This window comes from Micromonospora mangrovicola (assembly GCF_047200535.1).
GTDB lineage: Bacteria > Actinomycetota > Actinomycetes > Mycobacteriales > Micromonosporaceae > Micromonospora.
In genome coordinates, this window is sequence record NZ_JBJZOG010000036.1 from 24012 (window position 1) to 35981 (window position 11970).

Here is an 11970-nt window from a genome sequence, read left to right on the forward strand (position 1 = left end):
GCCGACAGGGCCCGCGCACTCCGGAGGGTGGCAAGAATACGGAACGTACAGGCGTCCGACAATGTACCGCACCGTCGCACCGCGATTCAGCCCCGAACAGCCACCAATCGGGGCAAAGGGAACGCTAGCAGATCAAGCGTCGCGGTCCTCGCCGTACTCGCCAAACCACCGGGCCAGCCGACCCCGGCGACTGACCGCGCGCAGCCGCCGCTCCGCCTCGTCCCGCGCCTCCGCGGTGGCCACGATGAGTAGGCTGTCGCCGACCTTGAGCCGGGTGTCCGGGCCGGGCACGAAGCCTGCGCCGTCGCGCAGCACCAGCGTCACCGAGGCCCCCACCGGCAGCCTTAGCTCGTCCACGTGCACCCCGCCGAGCCGGGACCCGGGCGGCACCTCCAGCTGGAGGAGATCGGCGCGCATCTGTTCCAGCGGGGCCGTCTCGACCCGTACCTCGGCCGCCTCGGCGGGGGCGGTCACCCCGAGCCGGCGGGCCGCCGGGGCGAGGGTGCCGGCCTGGAGCAGGGTGAAGATCACCACCAGCACGAAGACCGCGTCGAAGAGCCGGTCCGCGCCGGGCACCCGGAGCGAGAGCGGGATGGTCGCCAGCACGATCGGCACCGCCCCACGCAGCCCCGCCCAGGAGAGGAAGAGCTGCTCGCGCCGGGGGAAGCGGAACGGCAGCGCGGAGACCGCCACCGACAACGGCCGGGCGACCAGCAGCAGGGCCAGCCCGGTCACCACGGCCGGCAGCACCGCGGCGTCCAGCCGGCCCGGCGACACCAGCAGGCCCAGCAGGACGAAGAGGCCGATCTGGGCCAGCCAGGCCAGGCCGTCGGCGAAGCCGAGGATGGCCTGCCGGTGCGGCAGCCGGGCGTTGCCGAGCAGCACCCCGGCGACGTAGACGGCGAGGAAGCCGGAGGCGTGCAGCACCGAGCCGGCCGCGTACGCCAGCACGGTGAAGCCGACCACCGCGATCGGGTAGAGGCCGGCGGCGGGCAGCGCGGCCCGGCGCAGGGCGTACCGCCCGGTGATGCCGGCGGCCACCCCGACGGCCGCCCCGGCGCCCAGCTCGTAACCGGCCAGCAGGGCCTCGAACCACCACTGGTGTCCGGTCGTGGCGTCCCGGGACAGCAGCACCACCACGATCACCACGGGGGCGTCGTTCATGCCGGACTCCGCCTCCAGGGTGGCCACCAGGCGCGGGGGCAGGCGCAGCCGGCGCAGGGTGGCGAAGACGGCCGCCGCGTCGGTGGAGGAGAGCACGGCGCCGTAGAGCAGCGCCAGCCGCCAGTCCAGGCCGAGCAGCAGGTGCACCACCAGCCCGACCACGGCGATGCTGACCAGCACGCCGACCGTGGAGAGCGCGGCGGCCATCCCGAGCACCGGGCGCAGCGCGCTCCACCGCGCGCTCAGCCCGCCCTCGGCGATGATCACGATGAGCGCGCAGAACCCGAGCACCCGGGTCAGCTCGACGTCGTCGAAGCGGATCCCGAGCCCCGCCTCGCCGATCGCCACCCCGAGCGCGAGGTAGACCAGGAGACTCGGCACACCGAGCCGGGTGGAGAAACGCACCGCGCCCACCGCCACGAGCAGGACGGCCGCGCCGAGCAGCAGCGCGAGATCCAGCCCGGGCGTCATCCGCTACCGGCCCGGGCGGTCCTCACTCGGCCGATCCGTCACGCAGCCGGCGCAGCACGTCGGCCAGCCCAGGGGCCGGGCGCTCGACCAGAAAGAGCTTGTCCCGGCTGGCGGCACCGGTGCGCAGCGAGACCGCCGCCGGCCGGACGCCGAGGGCGTCGGCCAGCGCGCGCCGGGCCGCCTCGGTGGCCCGGCCGTCCACCGGTGGCGCGTTCACGGCGATCACCAGGGCGGGCCCGTGCGGGCCGTCGAAGCGCCCGCCGACGCGGGCCCGGGAGGCCCCGGGCTTCACCCGGACGGCGACGGTGAGCGGGTCCGCCACGGTCACCGTGACCTCCTCCGGGGTGGGTCGGCGAGCAGCGTGCTGGCCGGGGCGCAGTCGGCGCACGGGGTGAAGCCGAGCCCGACCGCCTCCGCGACGGGCAGCGACTCGTCGTCCCGGCCCACCAGCTGGGGGCAGTCGGGCAGGTGGAACCGGGGATGACCGTCGACCACCCGGACGTCGGCGAAGATCTCGACCAGCCGGGAGGTCTCCGCCTGCGTCAGACGCTCCGCGGGCGGGACGCCGCCAATCGGGCCGTCGCCCTCCGGCGAGGTGGGCGCCGGGGCGTCCACCGGCGGGTCGACGTCCGCGGCGAAGGACTCACGCGGCCCCGGCGCCAGGTACGGATCGTCGGCGGACGACTCGGGGGGAAGTCGCGACGGGTCGGTCACCGGCGATCCGGGTGGTTGCCGCCACCCGGATACACCGGTGCCGATCGTCGACGGGATGTGCTGAACCGGGATCTCCGGCTCGCCGGGTGGCGGGCCACCCGGTGCGGTGCGGTCCCGCGGCCGGTCGCTCCGGTCCGCCGTGGCTCGGGCCGAGGCCGCCTGGCGGGCGCCCGCGACGAGGGCCACGGCGGCCAGCAGGCTGGCCGCGATGGAGGTGATCAGCAGCGGGCTGGACCCACCGGCCAGCCCGGCCACCAGGAGCGCGACCGCGACGAGGATGAGCAGGATGCTGGCGACTATCACGGCTCACCCCCGCCGCGTCGTGTTGGGTCTGCGTCGCCGGCGGCCGTCCGGAAACGACCGCCGACGGCGGGATCAGCGGCCCGACTCGAGCGAGTTCGAGCGGCCGCCGCCTCCGTACGAGCCGGCGAGGCCGGCGGCGGCGAGGCCGTTGCTGCCCCCACCGGAGCGGTTGCCCTCGACCCGGTTCATCTCGGCCTCCAAGCCCTGCCCGCGGCCGTCGAGGTCGCGCAGCTGGCTCTCCAGGTACGCCTTGAGGCGGGTGCGGTACTCGCGCTCGAACTGCTTGAGCTCCTCGATGTGCTTCTGCAGCGCGGTGCGCTTGGCGTCCAGGCCACCCATGGCCTCCTGGTGCCGCTGGCGGGCGTCCCGCTCCAGGGCGTCGGCCTTGGCGCGGGCCTCGCGGGTGACCTCCTCGGCCTTCGAGCGGGCCTCGGAGAGCAGCTGGTCGGCCTCACGGCGGGCGTCCGACACGTGGTCGTCAGCGGTCCGCTGGGCCATCATCAGCACCCGCAGCGCCTGCTGCTCGCCGTCGGGGCCGGCGGCCGGGCCGCCCTGGGTGCGGACCTGCTCCAGCTCGGCCTGCATCGCCCGGGCCGCCTGCTCGGCGGCCGCCTTGTCGCGCTGCACCCGGTCGAGCTGCGCCTTGACGTCGTTGAGCTCCGCGGCGAGGCGGGCGTCGCCGCCGGGACCGGCGGGAGCGCCACCCCGACCGCCGCGCTCCACCTGGGCACGCAGCTCGTTGTTCTCCTCGATCAGACGGGCAAGCTCGCGCTCGACCTCGTCCAGGAAGGCGTCGACCTCCTCCTCGTCATACCCCCGCTTGCCGATCGGCGGCTTTTTGAAGGCGACGTTGTGGACGTCGGCCGGGGTCAGCGGCATCGAAACTCCTCGGGTCAGTTGCGGCCGCGAAAAGCGCGCTGGTCAGGCAAAAGCCAAGATCAGCGGCGTTAACACAAACCTCATCAGCACGAACAGGATAACCAGGAGCACAAGGGAGGCCAGGTCGATGCTCACGGTACCAATTCGCAGTGGTGGGATCACACGCCTCAACGCGCGCAGGGGCGGATCAGTGACGCTCCACACGGATTCCAATGCCGCCGAGGCGCCCCGACCCGGTTGCCAACGGCGACCATAGGCCAGAACCGCGCCAAGGACAAATCGGGCCAACAGCACAATCAGGAACAAGAAAAGGATCAGGTAGAGCACCTGGAACAGGATCGACAACACGGCAGGCGAGTCCCTCGGTCGAGCGGGCTAGCTCAGGCTGAAAAAGCCGCCCTCAGCGATCTTGGCCTTGTCCTCCGCGGTGACCTGGACGTTGGCCGGTGAGAGCAGAAACACCCGGTTGGTCACGCGCTCGATCGTACCGCGCAGACCGAACGCGAGCCCGGCGGCGAAGTCCACCAGACGGCGCGCGTCCGCCTCGTCCATCTCGGTGAGGTTGATGATCACCGGCACCCCGTCCCGGAAGTGCTCGCCGATGGTGCGCGCCTCGCGGTAGGTCGTCGGGTGCAGGGTGGTGATCTGGTAGCGCTGCTCGTCCTCGGCGGCCAACGCCCGCTCCCGCGGCTGCACCTGCGGAGCCAGGGCGAGGTTGTCCCGGGTGTGGTAGGTCAGCGCGCCGGAGGTCTCCCCGGACCCGGACCGGGTGATCGAGCGGACGCTGGACCGCTCGACCCGCTCCGGCCGCTCCACCTCGGCCCGCTCGGTGTCGGTGACCCGGCCGGAGCGCTCGGTCAGCCGACCCCGGTCACCGACCCGGGTACGGCTCGCCGGCGGCTCCTCGGGCTCCTCGTCCTCCTCGTCGGCGAACTCCTCCGAGTACCGGCTCGACCGGTAGCGCGAGTCCCGGTAGCCACCCTTGTCGTAGCCACCGTCCTCGTACGCCCGCTCGTCATCCTCCTCGACGAGTCCGAGCCAGACCCCCGCCTTGCGCAGTGCACCCATCCCCGCGCCCTTCCGTCCGCCGTGCGGCACGCGCCCCCGTGCCGTGTCGCTTGATCACGAGTGGACAACAAGTGCCCACCGGACCGGATCGGCAATCCCCTGGCGAGCGATTCGCGATCCGCGCGCCACGGCCCCCGGCTACGGGAACGCCGTTCCTGAACAACACTGATGTAATTTGCTTCTTTCGCGGTCAGGCTACCGCAGCGTGGGGCGCATTCCGAGCAACGCGCTTCCCACGCGGACATGTGTCGCGCCGTACCCGATCGCGATTTCCAGATCGCCGCTCATCCCCGCCGACAACGCGGTCGCCTCGGGAAAGCGATCACAAAACCGTTGTGCCACCTCGGCCAGCCGGGCGAACGCCCGTTCCGGTTCCCAACCCAGCGGCGCCACCGCCATCAGGCCGCCCAACCGAAGCGCCCCGGCCCCGGCCACCGCCCCGGCCACCGGGTCGAGCCCACGGTCCGGGTCCGCCGAGTCCGGCAGCGCCCCGCCGCGGGCCGGATCGCCGTCGATGCTCACCTGCACCAGCACGTCCAGCGGCCGGTCCCGGGCGCCGGCCGCCGCGGCGTCCAGCGCGCCGGCGAGCCGGACACTGTCGACCGACTGGACGACATCGGCGTACCGGACCACCGAGCGGCACTTGTTGCGCTGCAGCTGGCCGATGAAGTGCCAGCGCGGCGTCGCCCCGGCCGCCGCCGCCTCGGCCGCCTTCGGGGCCGCCTCCTGGTCGCGGTTCTCGCCCACGTCGGTCACCCCGAGCCCGGCGAGGGCGACCACGTCGGCGGCCGGGTAGGTCTTGGTCACCGCGACCAGGGTGACCTCACCCCGGTCCCGTCCGGCCGCGGCGCAGGCGTCGGCGATCCGGGCGTGTACCCGGGCGAGCCCGGCCGCGAGCTCGGCGCGACGATCCGGTCGCACCGTGGCGGAAGTGTCGGTCATCGGCGCGGCTCAGGACCCGTTCTTGAGGAAGTCGGGCACGTCGACGTCGTCGAAGAGCACCCGCCGCGGCGACTGCTGCGGGGCCGGCATGGCCGGCGGCGTGACCGGCGCGTTCGCCTGGGCCGGCTGGTTCTGGTTGGTCTTGCGGGCCGGCTCCACCGCCTTGTACGCGGGCGCGCCCCCGTCGAAGCCGGCGGCGATCACGGTCACCCGCACCTCGTCGCCGAGTGCGTCGTCGATGACCGCGCCGAAGATGATGTTGGCGTCCGGGTGGGCCGCGTCGGTGACCAGCTGCGCGGCGTCGTTGATCTCGAACAGGCCCAGGTCGGAGCCGCCGGCGATGGAGAGCAGCACGCCCCGCGCGCCATCCATGCTCTGCTCCAGCAGCGGGCTGGAGATGGCCGCCTCGGCCGCCTCGACGGCGCGGTTCTCGCCCCGGGCGCTGCCGATGCCCATCAGCGCGCTGCCGGCACCGCTCATCACGCTCTTGACGTCGGCGAAGTCCAGGTTGATCAGACCCGGCGTGGTGATCAGATCGGTGATGCCCTGGACACCGGAGAGGAGCACCTGGTCGGCGGTCCGGAAGGCGTCCATCATGGAGATGTTGCGATCACCGAGGGCGAGCAGCCGGTCGTTCGGGATCACGATGAGCGTGTCGCACTGGTTGCGCAGCTCCTCGATGCCGGCCTCGGCCTGCACCTGGCGGCGCTTGCCCTCGAACGAGAACGGCCGGGTGACCACGCCGATGGTCAGCGCGCCGAGCTTGCGGGCGATGTTCGCCACCACCGGGGCGCCGCCGGTGCCGGTGCCGCCGCCCTCGCCGCAGGTCACGAAGACCATGTCGGCGCCCTTGAGCACCTCCTCGATCTCGTCGCGGTGGTCCTCGGCGGCGTTCTTGCCGACGTCCGGGTTGGCACCCGCACCCAGCCCCCGGGTCAGCTCCCGGCCGACGTCGAGCTTGACGTCGGCGTCGCTCATCAGCAGCGCCTGCGCGTCGGTGTTGATCGCGATGAACTCGACGCCCTTGAGCCCAACCTCGATCATCCGGTTGACGGCGTTGACGCCGCCGCCCCCGATGCCGACGACCTTGATGACCGCCAGGTAGTTGTGCGGAGGTGTCATCTCCGGTCCTTTCCCTTCGAGATTGGCATGGGCCGACCCCACACGGCTTGGCCAGACCAGCGGCGGAGCACTTCCCAACGGGTCCCTCGACCGAAACCCTCACCCTCTACTAGAGGCTTAGGGCTATGTCAACCACTGATCTCTTCGGGGCAACGTATGCGCCGCCACGCGATGAGCCAAGGACCTTACCGGCGTGTCGCCGCCGAGAGCGGGGGGCGACACATTCCCCGACGCGTCGGGGCACCTTCGCTGACCGGCAGATCACTGATAGGTGACCACGTCCGGGGCGCTGACGTCGACCGCGTCGGCCTTCCGACCGAGCAGTGCGGTGGCCACTTCGGACTTCTCCCGGCCCCGGGTCGCGTCACCCCAGAACACCGTCCGGTCCCCGCGCAGCCGCAGCGTGATCCGGGCCAGCCCGGCCACGTCCACCGAGACCAGCTCGGCCCGCAGCCGCGGGCTGAGCGCGGCCAGCACCTCGAGCCCGGCCCGTGTCCCCGAGTCGTCCGGCGCGGGCTTGCCCACCCGGATCACCGGCAACCCGGCCGGGGCCCGGGGCAGGTCCTGGAACACCACGCCACCGCGGTCGATCACGGCGAACCGGTCCCCCTGCGGCACCGCGGCCACCGGGGTCCGCTCCACCACCCGGATCACCAACGTCCCCGGCCAGTCCCGCGCCACGATGGCCCGTTCCACCGGGGCGAGCGCGCCGACCCGGCGGGCGGTCGCGGCGAGGTCCACCCGGGCCAGCGGCGCGTCGTCCGGCACGCCCGCGGCCTCGCGGACCTCGACCGGGGTGACCAGCCGCGCGCCGACCACCCGCACCTCCCGCACCCCGAACAGCCCGGTGCCGAGCACCGTCCAGGCGACGAGTCCGGCCAGCGCCAGCACACCGGCGGCCACCGCCCAGGGCAGCGCCGCGCGCATCCGGCGCCGCCGGGCCCGCGCCATGAACCGCCGGGTGGACGGCGGTACGGCGTCGGCGCCCGCCCGGACCAGCTGCCACTGCCGCACCGGGTTGCGCCGGCCGGCCCCGCCGTCCTGACCGCGGGTCCGGCCACGGGCCGGGCCGGGGCTCATCCGGCCGTGGCCGCCGCGCCGTCCGGGCCGACACCGGTGCCGATCGCCGCCGAGGCGCCCGGCTCGCCGGTCCGCGCCAGCAGGGCGTCGAGCAACTGGTCGCCCATCAGCGAGATCGGCGGCGCACCCATGGTCACCACCACGTCGCCCGGGCGCGCGCGGCGAGCCACCTCGGCCGGCACGTCGTCCCACGCCTCGACGAAGACCTTCCGGTCGGCCGGCAGCGGCACCGCCTCGATCAGCGCCGCCGCGCCCTCACCGGGCTGGCGCAGCTCGCCCGGCCCGAAGACCTCCAGCAGCACCAGCTCGTCGGCGATGGCCAGGGCGGCGGCGATCTCCGGCTGAAGGTCCCGGGTGCGGTAGAGCCGGTACGGCTGGAAGACCACGATCAGTCGGCCCTCGCCGGCCACCTCGCGCAGCGTCTGCAGGGCCAGGCTCATCGAGGTCGGGTGGTAGGCGTACTCGTCGTAGACCAGCACGCCGTCCGCCACACCCTTGCGCTCGAAGCGCCGCCGCACCCCGGGGAACGCGCCGAGCGCCGCCTCGGCCGCGGTGACCGGCAACCCCAGCAGGTACGCCGTGAGCACCGCCGCGGCGCTGTTCAGCGCCATGTGCCGCCCGGGGATGGGCAGCCGGATCTCACCCAGCGACCGGCCCTCGACCTCGGCCAGGTAGCGCACCCCGTGGGCCGAGGAGGCCACCTCGCTCATCCGCAGGTCGGCGTCGGGCGACGCGCCGTACGTCCAGACCCGGCGCCCCTCGGCGCGCAGCGCCTCGGCCAGCCGCCGGCCGCCCGCGTCGTCGGCGCAGGTGATGATGAACCCCTCGGGGTCGGTGAGCCGCGCGAACTCGGCGAACGCCGCCTCCAGGCTGGCCAGGTCGCCGTAGGTGTTGAGGTGATCCGCCTCGATGTTCGTGACGATCGACACGAACGGGCGGTAGATGAGGAAGGAACGGTCGCTCTCGTCCGCCTCGACCACGAAGTGCTCGCCGGTGCCGTGGTGCGCGCCGGAGCCGACCTCGGAGATCTCCCCGCCGATCACGAAGGACGGGTCGGTACCGGCCTGCTGGAGCACCATGGTGACCATCGAGGTGGTGGTGGTCTTGCCGTGGGTGCCGGCGACCGCCACCGTCCGCCGGCCGGTCATCGCGGCCGCGAGGGCCTCGGAGCGGTGCAGCACCCGCAGGCCGCGCCGGCGGGCCTCGACCATCTCCAGATGATCCTGGGGGATGGCCGACGAGTAGACCACGGTGTCCACACCGTCGAGGTTCGACACCTCGTGGCTCATGTGGATGGTGCCGCCGAGCGCGCGCAGACCGGCCAGGGACGGCCACTCCCGCAGCTCGCTGCCGGAGACCGGCAGGCCCCGGGTGAGGAAGAGCCGGGCCAGGCCGCTCATGCCGACCCCGCCCACCCCGATCAGGTGGATCCGGCCCAGGTCCTCCGCGGTCATCGTGCCGGCGGGGGTGAACTGCGCGGTGTTCATGACAGATACCTTCCCGTAGCGGCGGCCGGCATCAGCGGGTCACCGCCTCGTAGACGAAGTTCAGCAGGGCGACGTCGCCGTCGCGCCGGCCGTACGCGGCCGCGGCGGCGCCCATCGCGGCGAGCCGCTGCGGGTCCCGGATCAGCGGGATCACCGTGCGCTCCAGCCAGTCCGGGGTGAGCTCGCCGTCGTCGACGAGCAGCCCGCCACCGGCCTCCACCACGGGCAGCGCGTTGCGCTTCTGCTCCTGGTTGCTGTGCGGGTACGGCACGTAGATGGTGGGCAGGCCGATCGCGGCCACCTCGGCGCAGGTCATCGCCCCGCCCCGGCCCAGCATCAGGTCGGCGGCGGCGTACCCCAGCTCCATCTCGGACAGGTAGGGCAGGGTCACGTACGGCACCGGCAGGTCGGTGGGGACGGAGACGGGCTCGTTGCGGGCGCCGATCACGTGCAGCACCTGCACGCCGTTGCGGGCCAACTCCTTGGCCGCCCCGGAGACCGCCAGGTTGATCGAGCGGGCGCCCTGCGAGCCGCCGGCGACGAAGAGCACCGGCAGGTCGGGGCGGAGCCCGAAGTGGGCCCGGGCGGCGTCGCGCATGGCGGCCCGGTCCAGGCCGGCTATGCCCCGGCGCAGCGGCACGCCGACCACCCGGGCGTCGCGCAGCGACTCGGCCTGCGCCGGCTGGTGCGGGAAACCCGCCGCGACGTGCTTGGTGAACTTCATCCCGAGCCGGTTGGCCACGCCCGGCGGCACGTTCACCTCGTGGATGACGATCGGCAGCTCCCGCCGCCAGGCCGCCAGGTAGCCGGGGACGGAGACGTACCCGCCGAAGCCGACCACCACGTCGGCCTGCACCTCGTCGATCACCTTGCCCGCCGCGCGGGCCGCCTTCCACATCCGGTCCGGGGTGCGGACCAGGCTCATGTTGACCGAGCGGGGCAGCTGGTAGGCGGGGATCTGCCGCAGGTCGTAGCCGGCCGGCGGGATCAGCTCGTTCTCCAGGCCCTTGGGGGTGCCCAGGCAGGTGATCCGGACGCTGGGGTCGTGTCGGCGCAGGCAGTCGGCGAAGGCGAGCAACGGGTAGATGTGCCCACCCGTACCTCCTCCGCAGAGCACCACCGAACGCAGCGGACCCATCAGCGTCTCCTCTCGCTCGCCGCGCCGATGCGCGTCCGGCCGGGCCGGGCGTCGCGGGCCGCGGCCCGGTCGTCGGACCGCCGCGTGCGGGACCGGGGCACGGACCCACGGTCCTCCCCGGGCGACGCCGGTCGGCGGCGCCGGCCGGGAAGCGGCGGCAACGGGGCCCACACTAGTCGGACCCAGCGGGCCGGTGGACGGGCATGCAGGGCTCGGGCCGCATCCGGCTCGGCGCGGGCGAAGGAGGCAAGCATCCCGACCGCCGCCAGGGTGACCACCAGGGCGCTGCCGCCGTCGGAGATGAAGGGCAGCGGCACGCCGGTCAGCGGCAGCAGCCCGGTCACCCCGCCGATGTTGATGACGGCCTGGCCGACCAGCCAGGCGGTGACCCCGGCGGCGGCGAGCCGCCGGAACGGGTCCTCCACCCGCCGGGCGATCCGCAACCCGCTGTACGCCAGCACGGCGAAGAGCACCAGCACCACGGTGCAGCCGACCACGCCGAGCTCCTCGGCGATGATGGCGAAGATGAAGTCGTTGTGCGCCTCGGGCAGCCAGTTCCACTTCAGGGCGCTCTTGCCCAGACCCACGCCGAACCAACCGCCGTGCTGGACCGCGTAGCGGGCCTGGACGAGCTGGTAGCAGCCCTCGAGCTGCTCCTGGAAGCAGGCCTTCGGGTCGGGCGGGTCGAGGAACGAGGTGAGCCGGGTCAACCGGTAGTTCTCCGCGTCGCGGGAGCCTGAGCCGGCGCCCAGGGACGCGGCGGCCACCAGCAGGCCGACGCCGGCCAGGCCGACCGTGGAGAGCACGGCGAACACCTGCAACCGCACCCCGGCCGCCCAGAGCATCCCGATCACCAGCGCGAGCAGGCAGAGCATGCTGCCGAGGTCGTTGTAGCCGACCAGCACGAAGAGCAGGCCGACCACCGGGAAGAGCGGGGTGGCCAGCTCCTTCCACCAGCCCAGCGCGGCACCCTTGCGGGCCAGCACGTGCGCGCCCCACAGCACCAGCGCGAACTTCGCCACCTCGACCGGCTGCACCGAGACCGGACCGAGGTAGAGCCAGAGCAGCTGGGCCTTGAGCGGGCCGATCGACCTGACCCGGAACAGCGCGTCCAGCGCGACCAGCAGGTTGAGAATGAGCAGCAGCACCACGGCCACGCCCAGGATCGGCCGGCTCACCGCCCGGAAGGTGCGGGCGGGCAGCCGCTGGCAGGCCCAGAAGGCCACGATGCCGATCACCGCGAAGACGGTCTGCTTGGTCAGCGACGCGGAGGCGTCGCCGTCCTGCGCGAAGTCCCGGACACTGGTCGCCGAGAAGACCATGGTCAGACCGATGAGCAGCAGCAGGCCGGCGCTGGAGAGCAGCAGGTAGTAGGAGGCCAGCGGGCGGGCCAGCAGGCCGCGCAGCGCGGCCAGCCCGCCGGCCGCGTCCAGCCCGAGCGACGGGGCCGGCGGATCGGCCGTCCGGGCCGCGGCGGGTGGCCGCCGGGCCGGCGTGTCGGTCGTGCCCTCGGTGTCTCGTCCCTCCCCCACCCGCCCATCATCGCGGCTCGGCACGCCCGCCCGTGGCGCAACCGGCCGGTCGGCGTGTCGGAACGCGGAG

Annotated in this window: 12 protein-coding genes; all 12 read right to left on the reverse strand. The window is 73.6% G+C overall.

Features of this window, described 5'->3' with window-relative positions; all coding sequences use genetic code 11:
* Positions 1 to 132: 132 nt before the first annotated feature.
* Positions 133 to 1635 (reverse strand): potassium/proton antiporter, encoded by a 1503-nt coding sequence (locus ACL02O_RS16655; protein ID WP_412818988.1) that lies wholly within the window; start codon positions 1633 to 1635, stop codon positions 133 to 135.
* Positions 1636 to 1657: 22 nt separating this feature from the next.
* On the reverse strand, positions 1658 to 1963 hold the full coding sequence (locus tag ACL02O_RS16660) for a DUF167 domain-containing protein (protein ID WP_412818989.1): 306 nt from the start codon (positions 1961 to 1963) through the stop codon (positions 1658 to 1660).
* Complete coding sequence (locus ACL02O_RS16665) at positions 1960 to 2652, reverse strand: hypothetical protein (RefSeq protein WP_412818990.1); 693 nt, start codon at positions 2650 to 2652, stop codon at positions 1960 to 1962. The genes ACL02O_RS16660 and ACL02O_RS16665 overlap by 4 nt, the downstream gene beginning before the upstream one ends.
* Before the next feature lie 72 nt (positions 2653 to 2724).
* Positions 2725 to 3531 carry a DivIVA domain-containing protein gene (locus ACL02O_RS16670; protein ID WP_412818991.1) on the reverse strand — a complete coding sequence of 269 codons (807 nt, stop codon included), beginning with the start codon at positions 3529 to 3531 and terminating at the stop codon, positions 2725 to 2727.
* A gap of 42 nt (positions 3532 to 3573) precedes the next feature.
* Positions 3574 to 3879 carry a YggT family protein gene (locus ACL02O_RS16675; RefSeq protein ID WP_412818992.1) on the reverse strand — a complete coding sequence of 102 codons (306 nt, stop codon included), beginning with the start codon at positions 3877 to 3879 and terminating at the stop codon, positions 3574 to 3576.
* A 27-nt stretch (positions 3880 to 3906) separates the two neighbouring features.
* Positions 3907 to 4599, reverse strand: a complete 693-nt coding sequence (locus tag ACL02O_RS16680) for a cell division protein SepF (protein WP_412818993.1) — start codon at positions 4597 to 4599, stop codon at positions 3907 to 3909.
* Positions 4600 to 4794: 195 nt separating this feature from the next.
* Positions 4795 to 5541, reverse strand: a complete 747-nt coding sequence (locus ACL02O_RS16685) for a YggS family pyridoxal phosphate-dependent enzyme (protein WP_412818994.1) — start codon at positions 5539 to 5541, stop codon at positions 4795 to 4797.
* A 9-nt stretch (positions 5542 to 5550) separates the two neighbouring features.
* On the reverse strand, positions 5551 to 6663 hold the full coding sequence (gene ftsZ / locus ACL02O_RS16690; RefSeq protein WP_412818995.1) for a cell division protein FtsZ: 1113 nt from the start codon (positions 6661 to 6663) through the stop codon (positions 5551 to 5553).
* A gap of 261 nt (positions 6664 to 6924) precedes the next feature.
* On the reverse strand, positions 6925 to 7743 hold the full coding sequence (locus tag ACL02O_RS16695; RefSeq protein ID WP_412818996.1) for a cell division protein FtsQ/DivIB: 819 nt from the start codon (positions 7741 to 7743) through the stop codon (positions 6925 to 6927).
* Entirely contained in the window at positions 7740 to 9230 is a 1491-nt protein-coding gene (murC, locus tag ACL02O_RS16700) for a UDP-N-acetylmuramate--L-alanine ligase (RefSeq protein WP_412818997.1), read from the reverse strand. Before murC ends, ACL02O_RS16695 begins: the two co-directional genes overlap by 4 nt.
* 31 nt (positions 9231 to 9261) lie before the next feature.
* A complete protein-coding gene (gene murG, locus ACL02O_RS16705) occupies positions 9262 to 10368 on the reverse strand; it encodes an undecaprenyldiphospho-muramoylpentapeptide beta-N-acetylglucosaminyltransferase (RefSeq protein ID WP_412818998.1) in 1107 nt (368 codons plus the stop codon).
* Positions 10368 to 11783 carry an FtsW/RodA/SpoVE family cell cycle protein gene (locus ACL02O_RS16710; protein ID WP_412819022.1) on the reverse strand — a complete coding sequence of 472 codons (1416 nt, stop codon included), beginning with the start codon at positions 11781 to 11783 and terminating at the stop codon, positions 10368 to 10370. The genes murG and ACL02O_RS16710 overlap by 1 nt, the downstream gene beginning before the upstream one ends.
* Positions 11784 to 11970 lie beyond the last annotated feature (187 nt).